Raw genomic sequence first — 18,596 nt, forward strand, 5'->3', positions numbered from 1 at the left:
TTTAACAACAAGCAATTGTCTATATGCTTATACTGCGCCCGTGCTGAAATTGCTATCTTGCATAATTGGCTATAGCATGGGCCAACGCTTCGATCATGGCGATCCGGGCGTTATCAGAAAACAGGAGACTTATATGCTGAAGAAAATTGTGACGCTAGGCAGTCTGATGCTGGCGGTGTCAGGCAGTGTCTGGGCTGGTGACGGGCGGGTCAATCTGGCACTCGAGGTCGAGCGCGTTGCCCCGGTCGGTGGTGGCATCACCCACGTACAGAGCAGCGCGAAGCAGGTGTTGCTGGATCTGGATAAAAAGAGCGTGATTACATTCGACAATGGCTGGGTGGTCGAATTGCTGGGCAAGGATGCGACCAATGCAGTTGATCTGGCGCTCACCATCCGGGAATCGGCCGATGCCCGGGCCAAGGTGCTGGCGCAGCCACGCGTGCTGGCCAAGCTAGGCGAGACGTCGACCATACGCTGGACCAATGGCGAAGAAAAAATGGCGCTGACCGTCAAGCCGGCCGAGCCCGCCGGAAAATAAGCTGCAAATAAGCGGTAAATATGGTGCGGGGCCGGCGCTGCGAAAGCGCTGGTCCCGTACCGGATCAGGCACTGAAAATATCTTCGATGGCCAGGCCGAACAGACGGGCGATGGCGAAGGCCAGCGGCAGGCTGGGATCGTAGCGCCCCGTTTCGATGGCATTGACAGTCTGGCGCGACACGGCCAACTGGTCTGCCAGATGGGCCTGGCTCCAGCCGCGCTCGGCGCGCAGTGCGCGTATGCTGTTATTCATCGCTTGGCCGCCCAGCAGCGCAGCCAGCCCATGATGGCCCAGGCACTGCCCATGATGCCCCACACCACAAACATGCTCAGGCGCGGATAGCCTGCAATTTCGAGGAAACCGTAAGTGAAGGTGATGGCTGCCGTGATGGCTGCGGCCAGGCTCAGGCTTTCCATGGTCAGGCGGCGCTGGTATTCGTCCATGCGCTGCACCTGCCGTGCTATGGCCCAGATCATCAGGAAGAAGCCCAGCATGGGGGCGGTGAGGACTGCAGTTTTCGCCGCACCGGCGGCCATGTCCGGGCCATATATCAGCGATGGCAGCAACAACAGCACATAGATGGCGATACTGCTGCCGAGTTCGCGCAAATACCGCTGGCTGTGCTTGCGTTCATGGGCGGAAAAGCGGGGTTCTGCGGGATAGTGCATCACTGCCTCCATATGGTTGTAAAGTATGCTTTACATACTAGGAGGGATGCTGGCGCATGTCAAGCAAACTTTACATGCGTATTCTCATGGGTGGCTATTGCGCAGTTGTGGCAAACATGTCAGGAAGTTCATAGTTCCCGTCTATTTTCCCGGCAGCCAGTGTAGACTAGGGGGCATATCACGACACGGGGCCAGCATGAAACGGGTGACAGGTATAGGCGGTGTGTTTTTCAAGGCAAAAGATCCGGCCGCGCTGCGTGCCTGGTACAAGACCCATCTGGGGGTCGATGTGCAGGCCTGGGGCGGCGCCGTGTTCGACTGGACCGATGCCAGCGGCGAGCCCGTCGCAGGGGCGACCGCGTGGACGATTTCGGCCGACAATGCGCAGGAATATGCGCCGAGTACGAGCAGCTTCATGATCAATTATCGCGTAGCGGATCTGAATGCTCTGCTAGCCGCCTTGCGCGAGGAAGGCTGCAATGTGCTGGAAGTAGGCGAACCTTCGGAATTCGGCAAATTCGCCTGGCTGCTCGACCCCGAGGGCAATAAAGTCGAATTGTGGGAGCCGATGCCGGGCCAGTAAAAATTCGGGGTCAGGTCTGTCATTTGGACATCCGACCTGTCCGTTTGACTTTACTCAAAACGCCGTTTTTCCCACTTAAGCTGGAACTTCACCAGCGATTGCATGGCGTCTAGTCCGCGGTGCCGGATTATGTCGATTACGGTGGGGATTGCTTGATAAATGCTAGCAGCGGGATGGCTAATGGGCCGAGCAAGGCAGAAAGGAAAGCTCGGGTCGGAGTGACTCTGATCTGGCGTTGTCGCGCTATGACGTGGCAAGCGAAATTGGCGAGTGCCCAGATGATGGCGATGGCGTAAGTGCTCACGATGGACATCCTTGTTCAGCGTATGAGGTTGCCGCAAATAGTCGCATGAAGCTGCACATGTGGCAATGGTTAGGGACTAAGCGGATGTCGGGCTAGCAAACCTACGCCCGAAGGCAATTGAGATTTATCAATGGTCAGGCGCGGATGTCCGAATGACAGACCTGACCCCGAAGTTGGAAGTTATTTGAGCTGGCTGATGACGCTGGCCACCTTGGTGGTGATCACGTCGACCGCGGGGCCGTTGGCGCCATGCGGGATGATCACGTCGGCATAGCGCTTGGTCGGTTCGATGAATTGCTTGTGCATGGGGCGCACGGTTTCCATGTACTGCTTGACCACGCTATCGACGGTGCGGCCACGTTCCGTGATGTCGCGCTGCATGCGGCGGATGAAGCGCACGTCTGAGGCCGTGTCGACGAAGATCTTGAGCGACATCAGTTTGCGCAGGTCGGCGTCGTACAGCGCAAACAGGCCTTCGATGACGATCACGGGAGCCGGCTTGACGAGGATGGTGCGGTCCGAGCGGTTGTCGATGGTGAAATCGTACTCGGGCATGTTGATCGTCTCGCCATTGCGCAGCGCCTGCACGTGCTGCACCAGCAGCGGCCAGTCGAACGCTTGCGGATGGTCGTAGTTCTGCTGGCGCCGTACTTCGGGCGAGAGGTGGGTCTGGTCGCAGTAGTAGTCGTCCTGCATGACGACGGAGACCATTTCGGCGCCGAACGACGCCAATACTTGCTGCGAGACGGTAGATTTGCCACTGCCGCTACCGCCAGCGACGCCAATAATAAACGGTTGGTAAGAAATCTTGTTCATGCCGAATGATACCGGAAGGCCGCATAAACGCATAGTTGCCGCCGGGTCCGTTGCACTGTAGGCTACCCGACTATCGGCCAGACTTTGCCAGATGGCAGAATTTCGCTCTTGACCAGCGCTCTGGCTCTGCTATAATTCTTCCCGCTTCACGACATGTGCAGCACAACACTCCAAGCGGGAGTAGCTCAGTTGGTAGAGCGCAACCTTGCCAAGGTTGAGGTCGAGAGTTCGAGACTCTTCTCCCGCTCCAGAATTCTAAAAGCAGCCCACGGGCTGCTTTTTTCATTTCCGCTCCCATCTCTCATCACTTGCCTGCACAAAGCTGCGCTCTGCCAGAGCGCATGACAGGCCGCTTTGCGATGCCGCATCGAAATATCATGATCCATATCATTCTTGTATTTATTTCCTGCGCCCAAAACGCGCTGTGTCGGCGAGCTGCGTGGTGCAGCTTCGGCATCAACCGCATACATAGATGCATTCAAGGGAGAACTTCTGATGGACAGCAAGAATAAGGAATTGGCTGACGAATCCACATCCGCACGTCGCGGCTTTCTGAGCAAGAGCGCCGCACTGGGCGTGGCCGGTGTGGCTGCAGGCCTGACGGCTTGCAAGGATGACGCAGGCGCAGCCAAGGGCGCCGCAGCCGGTGCCGCCAAGGCAGCCGGCGGTCACGAGGTGGCACCGGGCCAGCTCGATGAATACTATGCTTTCATCAGCTCGGGCCATAGCGGCGAAATGCGCGCGCTGGGTCTGCCTTCGGGCCGTACGCTCAAGCGTATCCCCGTATTTAACATGGATTGCATGGTCGGCTGGGGCGTGACCAACGAATCCAAAGCCATCATGGGCACCAAGGCCGATGGCTCGCTCAAGTACACCACGGGCGACACCCACCACGTCCACGGCAGCTACAAGGACGGCACCTATGACGGCCGCTGGCTGTTCGTCAACGACAAGATCCACTCGCGTCTGGCCCGTGTACGCATGGATACCATGGAATGCGACAAGATCGTCGAACTGCCAAACGTGATGGGCTTCCACGGCATGTTCCCGGATAAGTGCGATCCGGTCGACAGCAAAATCAACTACACCACCCGCGTGTTCTGCGGTGGCGAATTCCACATCCCGCTGCCTAACGATGGCCGCGATCTGGAAGACCCAAGCAAGTGGGGCGCGCTGTTTAGCTGCGTCAACGCCGAGACCATGGAACTGATGTGGCAAGTGCGCGTCGATGGCAATATGGACCTGGTGGCCACTTCCTACGACGGCAAGCTGGCCGCTTCCAACCAGTACAACACGGAAAACGCAGCCGACCTGAGCGGCATGATGTCGTCCGAGCGCGATGCCTGCGTGTTCTTCAACGTGGAACGTATCGAGAAGCTGGTCAAGGATGGCAAGTTCAGCACCATCGCTGGCTCCAAAGTGCCAGTGGTCGATGGCCGCGCGGCTGCCAACGGTGATCCGAAAACGGCAATCACCTGCTACGTGCCAGTCGGTAAAAACCCGCACGGCGTCAACGCCAGCCCGGACGGCAAGTACTTCGTCTGCTCGGGCAAGCTGTCGCCAACCGCGACCGTGATCGATCTGGCCCTGGTGGCCAAGTGGTTCGCCGGCGAAGTAAAAACGCCGCGCGACACCGTCGTGGCGGAACCGGAAATCGGTCTGGGCCCATTGCACACCGCCTTCGACGGCAAGGGCAATGCCTACACCTCGCTGTTCCTCGACAGCCAGTGCGTGAAATGGAATGTGGATGCCGCGATCGCCCAGTTCAAAGGCGACAAGAATGCCAAAGTCATTCTGGAAAAACTCGACGTGCACTACCAGCCTGGCCACAACTATTCGTCCATGGGCGAAACCAAGCAGGCTGACGGCAAGTACCTGAACTCGGGTAACAAGTTCTCCAAAGACCGCTTCCTGCCTATCGGCCCGCTGCATCCGGAAACCGAACAGCTGATCGACATCAGTGGCGCCAACATGAAGCTGATCGCCGATCACACGGCTTACTCGGAACCGCATGACGGCATCATCGTACGCCGCGACGTGGTCAAGACGCGCCAGATCTACAACATGGACGACTTCCCGAATGCCGTGAAACCGGAAACCGCCGGTATCGAGCGCAAAGGTAACAAGGTCCACGTGCGTCTGATGTCGGTCGCACCGGCGTACAGCATGCCTGTCATCAAGGTCAAAAAAGGCGATGAAGTCACCATCACCCTGACCAACCACGACAAGGTGGAAGATCTGGCACACGGCTGTGCACTGCCGACCTACAACATCAACTTCATCGTCAACCCGCAGGAGACCAAATCGGTCACCTTCAAGGCTGATCATGCAGGGGCGTTCTGGCTGTATTGCACCCACTTCTGTCACGCGCTGCACCTCGAAATGCGTAGCCGTTTCCTGGTAGAAGCCTAAGCTAGCAGGGCATGCCGGCCGCAAGACCGGCATGCCCGTTACGACATGAATTCATACTTCCAAGTTTTTTCCAAGTGGTTCAGCGGGCTGTGCGCCCTGATGCTGGCCATCTGCCTGCTGCCTGTGGCACAGGCCACCGTTTATGACGCCGAGCTGCCCGCAGGGCTGATGCACGGCCCCGATCTGTGCGCGCATGCGGCCTGTAAGGACGTGATGCCGCAGGCCACGCGCTTCTCCCAGCGTATGGGCTCGCCCCAGTATGTACAGGCGTTTGGCCATCCGGCCAACGCTGCGGCGAATAGCGCCGAACAGCTGGTCGGCTATGTTTTCCTATCGACCGACGTGGTCGACATTCCCGCCTATTCCGGCAAACCCGTGATTACCCTGATCGGTATGGATACCAAGGGCATCATCACGGGCGTGCGCGTGCTCAAGCACTCCGAGCCTATCCTGCTGGCAGGTATTCCGGAAAAAGCGCTGCTGGATTTCATTGGCCAGTACATAGGCCAGCGCGGTGACGCCAAGCTGGAAATCGGCCGTGGCGGCGACGGCAGCGTAGGGCTGGACGCCATCAGCGGCGCCACCGTGACGGCCATCGCCGAGAATCAGGTGATTTCGCGCAGCGCCTACGAAATCGGCCGTCAGGTCGGCATCTTCACCACGGCCGCACGGCCACCGGCCCGTTTCACGCCTATCGACGAGCGCCTGAGCTGGCGCAAGCTGCAGGACGAAGGCGCGATCCAGCGGCTGGTGATTCCTGCTGCCGAAGTGGGCGTCGATCCTGCTGGCGGCGATTACATCGATGTGTATTTCGGCTATCTGAACACGCCTACCCTGGGCAAGAGCGTGCTGGGCGAACATGGCTACCAGCGCCTGATGCAGGACCTGCGCCCGGATGAACATGCGATCTTCCTGATCGCCCGGGGCCAGACTTCGTTCAAGGGTTCCGGCTTCGTACGCGGCGGCATCTACGACCGCCTGCAGGTAAGGCAGGATCCGCAGAGCTTTACCTTCCGCGATACCGATTATCTGAATCTGTACCATGTGGAGCCTGGCGATGTGCCGGAGTTCAAGGAATCGGCCATCTTCATCATCCGTTCGGCCAGCTTCAATCCGGCCTGGCCATGGTCCATGAATATCCTGGCCAACAAGCGCGATGCGAATGGCGTCAAGAGCTTCGCCCGTTTCGAGCAGGCTTACTGGCTGCCCGAGCGCTATCTGGAAGGCGGCCACCCGGTGGTGGTGACGGCCAAACCGGCCTGGCAGCTGATCTGGCAGGGCCAGTGGTGGCAGATCGGCGTGTTCGTCACGCTGCTGGCCGTGACGGCGTTGCTGTACTCGCAGCGCGACCGTCTGGTGCGGGCGTCTACCCGCCGCCACAAGCCATGGATCAGCCGCCCCCGTCTGGCCATCTGGATCATCAGCGTAGGCTTTGTCGGCTTCTATCTGAAAGCCCAGCCATCCATCACGCAGGTGATGACGTGGGTGCATTCGCTGCTGCACCAGTGGCGCTGGGAGTTGTTCCTGTCCGATCCCTTCATCTTCCTGTCGTGGTGGTTCATCATCATCACTGTGCTGATCTGGGGCCGCGGCTTCTTCTGCGGCTGGCTGTGCCCGTTCGGCTCGCTCCAGCATCTGATGCTGAAACTCGGCAGCGTGATCGGCCTGAAGCGCTTCCAGGGCTTGCTGCCCAAGCGCTGGCATGACCGCCTCAAGTGGGTCAAATATGGCGTGTTCTTTGCGCTGTTGGCAGTGTCGCTGGTGTCGATGGAAACGGCCGAACATCTGGCCGAGATCGAGCCGTTCAAGACTACTTTCCTGGTCGGCGTGTGGAACCGTAGCTGGCCGTTCTGGATCTTTATCGGCGGCATATTGGTGCTGTCGCTGTTCAGCGAGCGGCCATACTGCAAGTACATCTGCCCGCTGGGCGCAGGGCTGGCGCTGCCGGGCCGCTTCCGCCTGTTCGGCCTGAAACGCAAGGCCGAATGCACGAGCTGCCACGCCTGCGCGGCCGGTTGCGGTTCGCATGCCATCGATAGTGCAGGGCGCATCGATCAGACCGAATGCATGCTGTGCCTCGATTGCATGGTGATGTATTACGACGACCATGCCTGCCCACCGCTAGTGCAGGAGCGCAAGCGCCGCACCAATGCAGGTCAGGCGCTCACGCGCATCGGTGCCGATGGCTATTTTGTTTCGCTCGACAGCCTGCGCGATAGTCTGCGTTCGGCCAAGCCGCAGCAAGGCGGGGACGGTGCATGAAACTCGCTTCGATGTTGCGCCGTAGGATGGCACTGGCACTGGCACTGGCGCTGGCTGGTGTGCAGTTGCTGGCAGCTTCGCTGGCCCAAGCTGCCGTGCTGCCCGTGCGGGCCGGCGAATCCATCGCCGCCGCCATAGGCCGTGCCCATGCCGGCGATACGCTGCGCATCGAAGCTGGTACTTACCGTGAAAATCTGCTGATCGAAAAGCCGCTGACGCTGCAGGGCGTGGGCCATCCCGTGATCAGCGGGCAGGGCAAGGGCGACACCATCCGCGTGCATGCGGCCGACGTCAACCTCAAGGATCTGATCATCCGCGACAGCGGCAGCGATCTGACGGCGCAGAACGCGGGCATCTATGTGCTGCCCGATTCGCACCGCTTCCAGCTGGCCGACTGCACGCTGGTGGCCAATCTTTTCGGCGTGTGGCTGGAGCGCTCGGATGATGCGCGCCTGTTGCGCAATATTGTGACGGGGCGGCGCGATCTACAATCGGCGCAGCGTGGTAACGGTTTCCAGATCTATGACACCACGGGTGTGCAGGTGATCGGCAACCAGATCAGCTCCACCCGCGACGGCATCTATGTCGATGTGTCGCGCCAGGCGCTGTTCCGTGAGAACCGCATACATCACGTGCGCTACGGTACGCACTATATGAACACCAACCACAGCACGTGGGAAGACAATGAAGTCTATCTGAGCCGCGCCGGTCTGGCGCTGATGGAAGTGCGCAATCTGGTGGTGCGGCGCAATCTGGCCTGGGGCAATACGGACCACGGCATCATGCTGCGCACCATACAGGATTCGCTGATCGAAAATAATGTGGTGGTCGGTAATGACCGCGGCTTCTTCATCTACGACGCCGAGTACAACATAGTGCGCGACAATCTGGTGCTGAACAACCGCACCGGCGTGCACCTGTCAGCCGGCTCCTCCAACAACCAGATCGACGGTAACGACTTTATCGGCAATCAGGAGCAGGTGCGCTTCGTGGCGGCCAAGGATGTGGAATGGGGCCGCAGCAAGGCCAATTACTGGAGCAATTACAGCGGCTGGGACCAGGATGGCGACGGCAAGGGCGATGTGCCTTACGAAGCCAATGATCTGGTGGACCGCCTGAACTGGCAATACCCGATGCTCAAGCTGCTGGCGGCCAGCCCATCGCTGCGCACGCTGCGCTTTGTGGCGCGCCAGTTCCCCCTGCTGCGCGCACCGAGCGTGATCGACCGCCACCCGCGCATGCAGCCTTATAACCAGAACTGGAAGAAATGGAATGAAATCACTCCACGCTGAAACTGCCATGAGCGCCATCAGCCTGCGTGGCGTCAGCCATCAGTTTGGCGCCTTTACGGCTTTGCAGGATGTCAGCTTCGACATCGGCCGCGGCGAAATGTTCGGCCTGATCGGCCATAACGGCGCGGGCAAGAGCACACTGTTCAAGCTGATGCTGGGCTTACTCACACCCGCCAGCGGCAGCCTGAAAGTGCTGGGCCAGGATACCGGTGCCGCCGCATTCCGCCAGACCCGGCGCCAGATCGGCTACCTGCCCGAGAATTTTGTCACCTACGATAATCTGAGCGGCGCCGAAGTGCTGCAACTGTTCGCCGATCTGAAGCAGGTGCCGCGTAGCGCCTGCGCAGATCTGCTGGATCTGGTGGGGCTGACGGCCGCCGCCGGTCGCCATGTGCAGACCTATTCCAAGGGAATGCGCCAGCGCCTTGGTCTGGCCCAGGCGCTGCTGGGCGAGCCGCAACTGATTTTCCTCGACGAACCCACTAACGGGCTGGACCCGCAGGGCATCGCAGACTTCTACGCGATTCTCGACAGCGTGCGCGCGCGCGGTGCCACCATAGTTATCACTTCGCACATCCTGGCCGAGATACAGGAACGCGTCGATCATCTGCTGATCATGCACGGTGGCCGCGTGGCCGCGCAGGGCACGCTGGCCGAACTGCGGCAGGGCATGGCCTTGCCGCTGACGGTGGTGGCCAGCGTCACACCGCTACAGCAGCCGCTGGCGCTGGCAGCACTGGCGGCTGTGCAGGCCGGCAGCAGCGAGGCACTGAATGTCAGCACCCAGGCCGAGCGCCTGAGCGTGCGCTGCGCACCGGCCGACAAGATGGCCGTGCTGACGGCCTTGCTGCCCGTGGCCAGCGATGTGGCAGTCCACGAATCAACACTGGAACAGGTATTTCTCGGTTATGGAGCGGCATATGCACATGTCCATTGAATGGCGTCAGGTGGCGGTGATCGCCAGCAAAGAGTGGCGCGACCGTCTGCGTAACCGCTGGGTGCTGGCTGTGGCGCTGGTGTTTGCCGTGTTTGCGCTGGCCATTGCGTATTTCGGCGCAGCCCAGCAGGGGCAGGTGGGTTTCCATGGCATCGAAGCCACCATCGCCAGTCTGGCCAGCCTGGTCATCTATCTGGTGCCGCTGATCGCGCTGATTCTCGGCTACGACACCATTGTCGGCGAGCGTGAGCGGGGGGCGCTGGAACTGCTGCTGACCATGCCCATCTCGCGGCTCGAAGTCCTGCTCGGTAAATATCTGGGCCTGGCTGCGGCGCTGACCAGCGCGACCGCCATCGGTTTCGGTGCCGGCCTGCTGCCGCTGTTCTCCGAACTGAGCGTGGCCGAAGGCTGGCGCTATGCGGGCTTTGTCGGCAGCGCCGTGCTGATGGGCCTGGCCTTCCTCAGCATCGCCATGCTGATCTCCGTGTGGGCGCGCGACCGCGTGCGTGCCAGCGGCACGGCACTGGCGCTGTGGTTCTTCTTCGTGCTGGTATTCGATCTGCTGCTGATGGGCGCACTGGTCGCCAGTCAGGGCGGCATCAGCAGCGGCGTGTTCGCGGCACTGCTGATGCTCAATCCGGCCGATGTATTCCGCTTGCTGAACGTGTTCAGCTCCGATCAGGCACAGGGCATGTATGGCCTGGCCACTGTCATGCCTTCTGCATGGACCCATCCGGGCGTGCTGGTGGCCGTGATGCTGGGCTGGATGCTGCTGCCATTCTATTTCGCTCACAGGAGATTTTCATGATGCACCCCGTTTCCCTTACCGCTAAGCGCCGTGCGCGCTGGCCTATGCTGCTGGCTGCCGTGCTGCTGGCGGCCTGCTCGCGTACCACCGCACCGCTGCAGGCGCTGGAACCGGACGATCAGGCTGCGTGCGCACTTGATGGCATGCTGCTGCGCGATTTCCCCGGTGCCAAGGCACAGGTGCGCTATGCCGATAACCAGACCGAATACTTCTGCGACGTGATGGAACTGCTGGGTGCCATGCTGGCACCGGAACAGCGCCGCGCCGTCAGCGGCTACTACGTGCAGGACATGGGCAAGGCTGACTGGCAGCACCCACGCGGCAACTGGATCGCCGCCCGCGATGCCGTGTACGTGGTGGGCAGCAGCGCCCAGGGTTCGATGGGCCCGACCATCGTGCCGTTCGCCGTGCAGGCCGACGCTGAAGCGCTGGTGCAGAAAGCGGGCGGCAAGGTGCTGCGCTTCGAGCAGATCACCACGGCCATGCTGAACCGCTCGGCCGACAGCATGCATGACAATGGCATGGGCCACTAGCAGAACGCGGCACAGCCGGCAACGTATCCGGGCTGGCAACGGCCCGTAGCAGTACCAGTGCCGCAGCACGGCGCTGGCCAATTTCGACATCAGAGAGAGTACACATGAAACACACCATTCTACTGGCAGCCTTGCTGCCGGCGGTCTTCGCTACCGCCACTGCCAGCGCAGCACCTGCTGCCAATGGCGAAAAAATTTATCAGGCTACCTGCATGGCCTGCCACGGCACGGGCGTGATGGGCGCACCGAAAGTCGGTGATGCTGCTGCCTGGAAACCACGCGTGGCGCAAGGCATGGCGACCGTGTACGGTAACGCCATCAAGGGCTTCAAGATGATGCCGCCACGTGGTGGTAATCCCGGCCTGAAGGACGATGAAATGAAAGCAGCCATCGACTTCATGGTCAGCAAGAGCAAATAAGCGGTAAGCGGCCGCCCGCTGCGGCGGCCACAGGTTTCAGGAGAAAGTTGATGGACAGGGTGAGGCTGAACCGGATGCGATGGCGCTGGCTGCGCATGCTGCCAGTCATAGCGATGCTGGCGGGCCTGCTGGCAGCATGCAGCAGTAGCGAGAGCACATACAAGACCACGGGCCATGTGTTCGGCACCACGGTGGCCGTGACCATCTACGGTGGTTCGCAGCAGCGTGCCGATCTGCTCAGCGCTCAGGTGCTGGCCGAATTCGACCGGCTGCACCACAAATACCATGCGTGGGAACCCAGCATGCTGACGGGCCTGAACGATGCCATTGCGCGTGGCGAGCCATTTGTAGCCGACGCTGAAATGGTCAGCCTGCTCAAATCGGCCACCCAGTTGTCGGTGCGTTCCGGCGAATTATTCAATCCCACCATAGGCCATCTGATTCGCCTGTGGGGCTTCCAGAGCAGCGCCATCGAGGCACAGCAGCCCGATGCAGAAGAAATCCGCCGCTGGGTGGATGCGCATCCCAGCCTGACCAATCTGCGCTACAAGGGCAATACCATCAGCAGCGTGAATCGCGCCGTGATGATCGATCTGGGCGGCTATGCCAAAGGCTATGCGCTGGACCGCGCCGCGGCCATCCTGCGCGAAGGCCATGTCAAGGCGGCCCTGATCAATATCGGCGGCAATGTGCTGGCCATAGGCCGGCCCGGCGACCATGCCTGGCAGGTAGGCATACGTGATCCGCGCAGCAGCGGCACGCTGACCAGCGTGGCGCTCAATGACAATGAAGCCATAGGCACCAGCGGCGATTACGAACGCTACTTCATGAAGGATGGCAAACGCCGTCCGCACATCATCGATCCGCGCACCGGCTACCCCATCGATCTGGTGGCTTCCGTCACCATCATCGCCAGTGGTGGCAGTGCGCCTGGCCTGCGCTCGGACGGCAATTCCAAGCCGCTGTTCATTACCGGCGCAGCAGGCTGGGAAGCGATGGCGGGGCAGCTGGGACTCAAGGAGGTGCTGCTGGTGGATAACCAGCGTCAGGTCTATCTGACGCCGGCCATGCGCGAGCGTATCGAAGCCAGCCACAAATAAACACAGTCTTTGACCGCATCGCGCCTCACTGGCAGGGGAGGCATGATGCGGTCGTTTTTTTTGCCCAAAATGATGCAAAATATGCCACATTTAAGCCTGAGGCTCGCGCATATCCGCCATCCATCGAGGGAGAAAATTTTGCACCGACTGTATCTGCTACTTTGCCTGCTGGGCAGCGTATTGCCGCTGGCAGCATTCATGCCCTGGCTGGCCAGCCATGGTCTCGCGCTGCACCTGCTGCTGGCACAGATACTGGAGCAGCCCGTCGCTGCCTTTGCCTGGGCCGATGTACTGGTTTCCGCGCTGGCGCTGCTGGCGTTCATGTGGCACGAGCAGCGCCAGCAGGCAGTGCGCGGCGTGTGGTGGGCTGTCGCCAGCCTGTTGCTGGTGGGTGTTTCGCTGGCTTTGCCGCTCTACCTGTATCTGCGTACACAAACAGCTCGGCCTGCACGCTAGCGTGGGGTGATTTTTAAGATAGATCATGAAAAACCGCAGCATATTTGCGGCGTGCTCAAGCTCCAAATGATAATGACTCTCATTATCTTTTAAGTTTCGGAGTTAGCCATGAATTCTTGCCGTCTTCCCCGTCCCACCTTGCTGGTTGTGCTGATGTCGCTGGCCTTTAATGCTGCGGCCGGGACGGAACCCGTCAGTCTGCCTACCATCAATGTCAATGCCACGGCGGACGCGCAGGGCTATCTGACGAAGGCCGTCAGTACTGCCACCAAGACGGATACGGCGCTGGTCGATCTGCCGCAGGCGGTCACGGTGATCAGCGAAGCGCTGATACGTGACCAGTCCATGCAGAGCATGGCCGATGTGGTGCGCTATGTGCCCGGCATAGGCATGACCAGCGGCGAGGGCAACCGCGATGCGCCCGTGTTCCGTGGCAGCACCAGCGCTTCCGGCGATTTCTACATGGATGGCGTGCGTGACGATGCCGAGTATTACCGTGATCTGTACAACGTCGAGCAGGTCGATGCGCTGACGGGGCCGAACGCGATGCTGTTCGGCCGTGGCGGCTCCGGTGGCGTGATCAACCGCGTCAGCAAGCAGGCTAACTTCAGCACCATACGCGCGCTCGATCTGACGGCTGGGAACAACCGCAAGCGTCGCATGACGGCCGATCTTGGTCAGGCCATCAATGAGGCGCTGGCCGTGCGCGTGGCCGCGCTGGCAGAGGATTCGGGCGGCTACCAGCGTGCCTACAGCCTGCAGCGCAAGGGCATCAATCCTACGCTCGCCATCCGTGCCGACAAGGCTACCAGCGTGGTGCTGGGCTACGAGCATTTCGAGGATTACCGCACGGCCGATCGCGGCGTGCCTGCGCTGAACGGGCGACCGCTGGATGTGCCGGTCGATGCCTTCTTCGGCAATCCTGACCCCGAAACCCGTCCGGCGCGGGTGCTGGCCGATACCGTCAGCGGCCAGATCGAACACCGCTTCGCGAATGGCCTGCAGTTGTCCAACAAGACGCGCTACACCAGCTACGACAAGCTGTATCAGAACATCTCGCCCGGCGCCGTGAATGCAGCCACCAGCCGTGTCACGCTGAGTGCCTACAACAATCACCAGTGGCGTAAAAACCTGTTCAATCAGACTGATCTGACCATGCTGGTGCAGCAGGGTAGCATCAGCCACCAACTGCTGGCGGGCATGGAGCTGGGCCAGCAAAAGACCGACTATCTGCGCCAGACCGGCCTGTTCGCGAATCAGGCCAGCAGCATCAGCGTGCCGCTGGCGCAGGCCGATGCGGCACTGCCGGTCAACTATGTGCTGGGCGGGAGTAATTCGGACCGCGATGGCCGCAGCAAAGCCAGCGTGGCAGCACTGTACCTGCAGGATCAGATCAGCTTCAATCCGCAATGGCAACTGGTGGCGGGCCTGCGTTATGACGCATTCCGGCTCGACTACCACAACAATGTAGCGGCGGGCGTACGCGCCTTGCTGCCGGCTGCGGCCGATCTGTCCAGCCGCGACAATCTGCTGTCGCCCCGCTTGGGGTTGGTGTACAAGCCGCTGGATCTGCTCTCGCTGTATGCCAATTACAGCGTGGCCAGCGTGCCGCGTGGCGGCGACCAGTTAAGTAGCCTGACCGTAGTGAACCAGAGTCTGAAGCCGGAAAAATTCACCAACTACGAAGCGGGCGCCAAGCTGCAGTACAGCCCTGATCTGCTGGCCACACTGGCGCTGTACCGGCTAAACCGCAACAATGTGGCAGTGGCTAATCCGGCCACGGGCATCGTCGACCAGCTCGTGGACGGGCAGCGCACCAACGGGCTGGAACTGTCCGTCAGCGGCAAGCTGAGCGCGGCATGGCAGGTGCAGGGTGCGTATGCCTATCAGGATGCCAAGCTGCTGACCAATGTATCGGCCACGGCGCTGAATGGCGCCACCGTCAATGCGGTGCCGCGCCAGACTCTGTCGCTGTGGAACCGCTACGATCTGAATGACAAACTCGGTGCGGGGCTGGGGCTGATCCATAGAACCGATATGTATGCCTCGACCAGCAATGCGGTGGTGCTGCCCGGCTATACCCGCATCGATGCGGCGCTGTACTACACCATCCATGGCGGCTGCACGGCGCAGCTGAATATCGAGAATCTGATGGATCGTCGCTACTATGCAGCGGCCAATGGCGACAACAACATCACACCTGGTTCGCCACGTGCGATCCGCGCCAGCCTGCATCTGAAGTTCTGAGCGGCGCCCTAGTGGGCCACCAGCACGGGGAGATCCATGGTATCGAGGATGGTGCTGGTGACGCCGCCCAGCACGGCCTCGCTCCAGCGGGTGTGGCCGTAGCCGCCCATCACCAGCAGATCGTTGCCGAGCGCGCGGGCCTGTCCCAGTATGGCTTCGGCCACGGGCAGCTCGGTGCTGTCGCTGATCAGCTCTACTGGCACGCCATGGCGGGCCAGGAACAGGGACATATCGGCACCGGCCTGCTGGCTGTGCTGGCCTGCATGCTGGCCGGCGTTCAGCACCAGCAGCGTGACTTTGTGCGCCAGTTTGAGCAGCGGCACTGCATCGAGCAGGGCACGCGCGCTGTGGTTGCTGCCATCCCAGGCCAGCAGCGGATGCTGGCAGGGTTTGGCGTCTAGCGGTACGCGGCTCACCTTGGGCACTACGAGGATGGGCCGTGCACCGTGCAGCAGCAGCGATGGCACCAGCGCACTGGCGCGGTCGGCCAGCGTTTCGTTACCGTCATCCTGACTCAGCACCAGCAAGTCGGCGCAGCTCGATTGCAGCAGCAGGGCGCTGGCCGCATCATCGCTGAGCAGCCGGCTTTCGTAGGAATTCACCGCATGCGTGGTGGCGCTGATGGCGCAGTTTTCCAGCGCCTTGCTGGCGCTATCGCTCATCTGCGTCATGTGCTCGGCCGTCAGCGGCCAGATGCCGGCGGCCACGGCTACCGGCGCAAAGCGCGAAATGCCGGTGGCAGCAGCGCCTATCAGGTGGGCATCGAACAGGGCTGCCAGCCGGCAGCCCAGCGCATAACGTGCTGCTGCGTGGTGCGCCATATCGGCATGCAGCAGGATGGTGCGATAGCTCATACGGGACCTCAGTGCGACATCAGGATAGGAACGGTCATGGTCTGCAGCAGCGTGCGGGTAACGCCGCCCATGATCATTTCGCGCCAGCGCATATGGCCGTAGCCGCCCATCACGATCAGATCGCTGCCGAGATCGGCCGCGAGCGACAGCAGCGCATTGCCCACATCCAGACCGGGCGGGGTTTTCTGCGACATGACTTCGATCTTCACGCCATGGCGGGCCAGATACAATGCCATATCGGCCCCCGGCTGTTCGCCATGCACGCCAGCCTGCTGGTCGGCGTTGTAGACCACCAGCGTCACGGCAGTGCTGCGGCGCAGCAGGGGCAGGGCGTCAGTAATGGCACGGGTGGCGGCGCGGCTGCCATCCCATGCCACCAGCGCGCGTTGGCCGATATTGCTGAATTCACCGGCATACGGCACCAGCAACACAGGGCGGCCGCTATTCAGGGTGATGCTTTCCGGCAGGCCGCGCAGCAGCTTGGCGGCATCATCGGCCGGATCGGTCTGGCTCAAGACCACCAGATCGGCATAACGGGCCTGCTGCAGCAGCGTGACTTCCGTCTCGTCGTCGCTGATGCGGCGCTCGTAGGAACTGACGCCGGCAGCCTGCGTCTGCTGTTCGAAGCCTTCCAGCGCCTGCTGGGCAGCCTTGGTCAGCACATCGAGTTCCGGCAGAGGGATCGGGCCTGCGTACATGACGCTGCTATTACGATAGAACTCGCGCGTGAAACCACTAGCCGCTGCGCCTACCAGATGGGCATCGAAGGTGCGCGCCACTTCTGCGGCAAGGGCGATACGTTTTTCTGCATGGCGGGACTGATCGACGTGAACGAGTATGGTCTTGTACGACATTGAGGCCTCCTGTGTTGTGCTATACGGTCATCCTAGGGATTTCAAGGCATTATTTGATTGATCTGGATCAAAATTCCCAGTCTTCGTTCAGGGCATATGGCATACTGGCAGCCCTGATTTTTACGGGGTTTTCCATGGTTCTGGCAGGCTGGCATCGTGCAATCTGGCGCTTGAATTTTGTGTGGCTGGCCGGGCTGGCCGGTGTTGCGTCGGCGACACCTTCCGCGCCCGCCTGTGTGGCGCCTGCGGCCGATCCGGCCAATAGCTATGATGCGGCGCACACCTACGCCAAACTGCACAAGGATTACCCGTTTATCCGCGTCGCCAGTGCAGAGCTGCCGCAGGGCGTGCGCAGGCTGGACAGCCTGACTTACGTGCAGTATGGCAGTCGCTGTCTGCAGCTCGATCTGTATCTGCCGAGCAAAGCGGGACCCCATCCCCTCGTTGTACTGGTGCATGGCGGCGGCTGGCGTTCCGGCTTCCGCGCGGAGTTTGCGCCCATGGCTGTACGGCTGGCGCAGCAGGGCTGGGCTGCGGCAACCATCAGTTACCGGCTGTCGGGCGAGGCCGGCTATCCGGCCGCCATTCATGATGTGCGCGCTGCCGTGCGCTGGCTGCGCAGCCATGCTGCCGACTATCAGCTCGACGGGCAGCGCTTTGCATTGGCCGGCGGTTCGGCGGGTGGGCAGATCGCCAGTCTGGCCGGCGTGACGGGCCATCTGCCGGCCTTTGACCCAGGCGCTGCGGACAGCCAAGTATCCAGCGCCGTGCAGGCGATTATCAATATCGATGGCCTGTCCGACTTCACGGCGCCGGCTGCGCTGCAATATGAAGATGATCCGGCCAAGCAGCCTTCGGCGGCCGGCGCGTGGTTCGGCGGCCGCTATGCCGAGCAGACGGCGCGCTGGCGCGCGGCTTCGCCCGTGCAATATGTGCGGGCCGGCATGCCGCCCATCCTGTTCATCGGCAGCAGCAAAGCGCGTTTTTCCGTGGGACGCGAGGACATGATGGCGCGCATGCAGCAGGTGGGCGTGGCCAGCGCCATGCTGGTGCTGCCGGAAACGCCGCATTCGTTCTGGATGTTTGATCCGTGGTTGCAGCCTTCGGTGGATGCGACTATTGCCTTCCTGAAGCAGCAATTGCCCGAGCGCTAGTTGTAGCGCGAGCAGCCTGTATTCTCACCTTGCAGCGCGCGCGTGGCCGTCTACAATCAGGAGACGTGTAGAACTTATGGAGTTCACGATGTCTACCAAGCACACTTTCCGGCCCGATGATGCGGGCGCAGAAATCGTCGAAGCCGGTATCGAAGTTGCGGACCGGCAGGGCGTCGATAGTGCTGCCGCCTATTTGCGCACGCGCGGCGTGCCTGCCAATGTGATCGAACGGGTGTTGACGGAGCCGGAACACCGGCGTAATCCGGGCCGTCTGCGCGGGCGTGATGATCGCCTGCTGGAAACTGCCTCGCGCTACAAATACAAGGTCTAGCCGGGGTGGCGCTGGCCCCAGCGCTGT

At 61.2% G+C, this 18,596-nt stretch carries 19 protein-coding genes and 1 tRNA gene; 15 read left to right on the forward strand and 5 right to left on the reverse strand.

Annotated features, from left to right (window positions below):
* Positions 1–133 precede the first annotated feature (133 nt).
* Positions 134–538 (forward strand): hypothetical protein, encoded by a 405-nt coding sequence (locus tag GM655_RS13325; RefSeq protein WP_155435147.1) that lies wholly within the window; start codon positions 134–136, stop codon positions 536–538.
* 64 nt (positions 539–602) lie between these two features.
* Here the strand turns inward: GM655_RS13325 and GM655_RS13330 are convergent, their stop codons facing one another.
* Both GM655_RS13330 and GM655_RS13335 read right to left on the reverse strand, forming a co-directional pair.
* Positions 603–791 carry a helix-turn-helix transcriptional regulator gene (locus tag GM655_RS13330; RefSeq protein WP_155435148.1) on the reverse strand — a complete coding sequence of 63 codons (189 nt, stop codon included), beginning with the start codon at positions 789–791 and terminating at the stop codon, positions 603–605.
* A complete protein-coding gene (locus tag GM655_RS13335; RefSeq protein WP_155435149.1) occupies positions 788–1,207 on the reverse strand; it encodes a hypothetical protein in 420 nt (139 codons plus the stop codon). Before GM655_RS13335 ends, GM655_RS13330 begins: the two co-directional genes overlap by 4 nt.
* A gap of 196 nt (positions 1,208–1,403) precedes the next feature.
* On the opposite strand from GM655_RS13335, the gene GM655_RS13340 reads away from it, so the two are divergent.
* Positions 1,404–1,790 (forward strand): VOC family protein, encoded by a 387-nt coding sequence (locus GM655_RS13340; protein ID WP_155435150.1) that lies wholly within the window; start codon positions 1,404–1,406, stop codon positions 1,788–1,790.
* 484 nt (positions 1,791–2,274) lie between these two features.
* Here GM655_RS13340 and udk read toward each other — a convergent pair whose 3' ends face one another.
* Complete coding sequence (udk, locus tag GM655_RS13345) at positions 2,275–2,910, reverse strand: uridine kinase (protein WP_155435151.1); 636 nt, start codon at positions 2,908–2,910, stop codon at positions 2,275–2,277.
* Positions 2,911–3,084: 174 nt separating this feature from the next.
* Here udk and GM655_RS13350 point away from each other — a divergent pair.
* The 11 genes from GM655_RS13350 to GM655_RS13400 all read left to right on the forward strand — a co-directional run bounded on the left by GM655_RS13350 (position 3,085) and on the right by GM655_RS13400 (position 15,376).
* A tRNA-Gly gene (locus tag GM655_RS13350) sits at positions 3,085–3,160 on the forward strand.
* 245 nt (positions 3,161–3,405) lie between these two features.
* A complete protein-coding gene (gene nosZ, locus GM655_RS13355) occupies positions 3,406–5,322 on the forward strand; it encodes a TAT-dependent nitrous-oxide reductase (protein ID WP_155435152.1) in 1,917 nt (638 codons plus the stop codon).
* A gap of 45 nt (positions 5,323–5,367) precedes the next feature.
* The gene (locus tag GM655_RS13360) at positions 5,368–7,584 is read left to right on the forward strand and encodes a 4Fe-4S binding protein (RefSeq protein ID WP_155435153.1); all 2,217 of its coding nucleotides are present in this window, start codon (positions 5,368–5,370) and stop codon (positions 7,582–7,584) included.
* Positions 7,581–8,876 (forward strand): nitrous oxide reductase family maturation protein NosD, encoded by a 1,296-nt coding sequence (locus GM655_RS13365; RefSeq protein ID WP_371866805.1) that lies wholly within the window; start codon positions 7,581–7,583, stop codon positions 8,874–8,876. Before GM655_RS13360 ends, GM655_RS13365 begins: the two co-directional genes overlap by 4 nt.
* Positions 8,857–9,813, forward strand: coding sequence for an ABC transporter ATP-binding protein (locus tag GM655_RS13370; protein ID WP_155435154.1), 957 nt, complete (start codon positions 8,857–8,859; stop codon positions 9,811–9,813). Before GM655_RS13365 ends, GM655_RS13370 begins: the two co-directional genes overlap by 20 nt.
* The gene (locus GM655_RS13375) at positions 9,797–10,621 is read left to right on the forward strand and encodes an ABC transporter permease (RefSeq protein WP_155435155.1); all 825 of its coding nucleotides are present in this window, start codon (positions 9,797–9,799) and stop codon (positions 10,619–10,621) included. The genes GM655_RS13370 and GM655_RS13375 overlap by 17 nt, the downstream gene beginning before the upstream one ends.
* Positions 10,618–11,154 carry a nitrous oxide reductase accessory protein NosL gene (locus tag GM655_RS13380; protein ID WP_229256033.1) on the forward strand — a complete coding sequence of 179 codons (537 nt, stop codon included), beginning with the start codon at positions 10,618–10,620 and terminating at the stop codon, positions 11,152–11,154. Before GM655_RS13375 ends, GM655_RS13380 begins: the two co-directional genes overlap by 4 nt.
* Positions 11,155–11,258: 104 nt before the next feature.
* On the forward strand, positions 11,259–11,573 hold the full coding sequence (locus GM655_RS13385; RefSeq protein ID WP_155435156.1) for a c-type cytochrome: 315 nt from the start codon (positions 11,259–11,261) through the stop codon (positions 11,571–11,573).
* A gap of 95 nt (positions 11,574–11,668) precedes the next feature.
* Positions 11,669–12,673, forward strand: a complete 1,005-nt coding sequence (locus GM655_RS13390) for an FAD:protein FMN transferase (protein WP_155435157.1) — start codon at positions 11,669–11,671, stop codon at positions 12,671–12,673.
* Between the two features lie 138 nt (positions 12,674–12,811).
* Positions 12,812–13,129: a DUF2834 domain-containing protein gene (locus GM655_RS13395; RefSeq protein WP_155435158.1), complete on the forward strand. Its 318-nt coding sequence runs from the start codon at positions 12,812–12,814 to the stop codon at positions 13,127–13,129.
* Between the two features lie 108 nt (positions 13,130–13,237).
* Positions 13,238–15,376, forward strand: a complete 2,139-nt coding sequence (locus GM655_RS13400) for a TonB-dependent receptor (RefSeq protein ID WP_155435159.1) — start codon at positions 13,238–13,240, stop codon at positions 15,374–15,376.
* An 8-nt stretch (positions 15,377–15,384) separates the two neighbouring features.
* Here the strand turns inward: GM655_RS13400 and GM655_RS13405 are convergent, their stop codons facing one another.
* Together GM655_RS13405 and GM655_RS13410 are read right to left on the reverse strand one after the other, a co-directional pair.
* Positions 15,385–16,230, reverse strand: coding sequence for a universal stress protein (locus GM655_RS13405; protein ID WP_155435160.1), 846 nt, complete (start codon positions 16,228–16,230; stop codon positions 15,385–15,387).
* 8 nt (positions 16,231–16,238) lie between these two features.
* Positions 16,239–17,084: a universal stress protein gene (locus GM655_RS13410; RefSeq protein WP_155435161.1), complete on the reverse strand. Its 846-nt coding sequence runs from the start codon at positions 17,082–17,084 to the stop codon at positions 16,239–16,241.
* A 179-nt stretch (positions 17,085–17,263) separates the two neighbouring features.
* On the opposite strand from GM655_RS13410, the gene GM655_RS13415 reads away from it, so the two are divergent.
* Positions 17,264–18,238 carry an alpha/beta fold hydrolase gene (locus tag GM655_RS13415; RefSeq protein ID WP_371866822.1) on the forward strand — a complete coding sequence of 325 codons (975 nt, stop codon included), beginning with the start codon at positions 17,264–17,266 and terminating at the stop codon, positions 18,236–18,238.
* An 88-nt stretch (positions 18,239–18,326) separates the two neighbouring features.
* Positions 18,327–18,569, forward strand: coding sequence for a hypothetical protein (locus tag GM655_RS13420; RefSeq protein WP_155435163.1), 243 nt, complete (start codon positions 18,327–18,329; stop codon positions 18,567–18,569).
* The last annotated feature ends 27 nt before the right edge of the window (positions 18,570–18,596 follow it).

The organism is Pseudoduganella danionis, from assembly GCF_009720775.1.
Classification (GTDB): Bacteria; Pseudomonadota; Gammaproteobacteria; order Burkholderiales; family Burkholderiaceae_D; genus Rugamonas; species Rugamonas danionis.

What these genes read in the sequence shown, in the direction of transcription:
- GM655_RS13325 (WP_155435147.1), top strand. Translation starts at nt 134, where the DNA reads ATGCTGAAGAAAATTGTGACGCTAGGCAGTCTGATGCTGGCGGTGTCA.
- GM655_RS13330 (WP_155435148.1), bottom strand. Translation starts at nt 791, where the DNA reads ATGAATAACAGCATACGCGCACTGCGCGCCGAGCGCGGCTGGAGCCAG.
- GM655_RS13335 (WP_155435149.1), bottom strand. Translation starts at nt 1,207, where the DNA reads ATGCACTATCCCGCAGAACCCCGCTTTTCCGCCCATGAACGCAAGCAC.
- GM655_RS13340 (WP_155435150.1), top strand. Translation starts at nt 1,404, where the DNA reads ATGAAACGGGTGACAGGTATAGGCGGTGTGTTTTTCAAGGCAAAAGAT.
- udk (WP_155435151.1), bottom strand. Translation starts at nt 2,910, where the DNA reads ATGAACAAGATTTCTTACCAACCGTTTATTATTGGCGTCGCTGGCGGT.
- nosZ (WP_155435152.1), top strand. Translation starts at nt 3,406, where the DNA reads ATGGACAGCAAGAATAAGGAATTGGCTGACGAATCCACATCCGCACGT.
- GM655_RS13360 (WP_155435153.1), top strand. Translation starts at nt 5,368, where the DNA reads ATGAATTCATACTTCCAAGTTTTTTCCAAGTGGTTCAGCGGGCTGTGC.
- GM655_RS13365 (WP_371866805.1), top strand. Translation starts at nt 7,581, where the DNA reads ATGAAACTCGCTTCGATGTTGCGCCGTAGGATGGCACTGGCACTGGCA.
- GM655_RS13370 (WP_155435154.1), top strand. Translation starts at nt 8,857, where the DNA reads ATGAAATCACTCCACGCTGAAACTGCCATGAGCGCCATCAGCCTGCGT.
- GM655_RS13375 (WP_155435155.1), top strand. Translation starts at nt 9,797, where the DNA reads ATGCACATGTCCATTGAATGGCGTCAGGTGGCGGTGATCGCCAGCAAA.
- GM655_RS13380 (WP_229256033.1), top strand. Translation starts at nt 10,618, where the DNA reads ATGATGCACCCCGTTTCCCTTACCGCTAAGCGCCGTGCGCGCTGGCCT.
- GM655_RS13385 (WP_155435156.1), top strand. Translation starts at nt 11,259, where the DNA reads ATGAAACACACCATTCTACTGGCAGCCTTGCTGCCGGCGGTCTTCGCT.
- GM655_RS13390 (WP_155435157.1), top strand. Translation starts at nt 11,669, where the DNA reads ATGCTGCCAGTCATAGCGATGCTGGCGGGCCTGCTGGCAGCATGCAGC.
- GM655_RS13400 (WP_155435159.1), top strand. Translation starts at nt 13,238, where the DNA reads ATGAATTCTTGCCGTCTTCCCCGTCCCACCTTGCTGGTTGTGCTGATG.
- GM655_RS13405 (WP_155435160.1), bottom strand. Translation starts at nt 16,230, where the DNA reads ATGAGCTATCGCACCATCCTGCTGCATGCCGATATGGCGCACCACGCA.
- GM655_RS13410 (WP_155435161.1), bottom strand. Translation starts at nt 17,084, where the DNA reads ATGTCGTACAAGACCATACTCGTTCACGTCGATCAGTCCCGCCATGCA.
- GM655_RS13420 (WP_155435163.1), top strand. Translation starts at nt 18,327, where the DNA reads ATGTCTACCAAGCACACTTTCCGGCCCGATGATGCGGGCGCAGAAATC.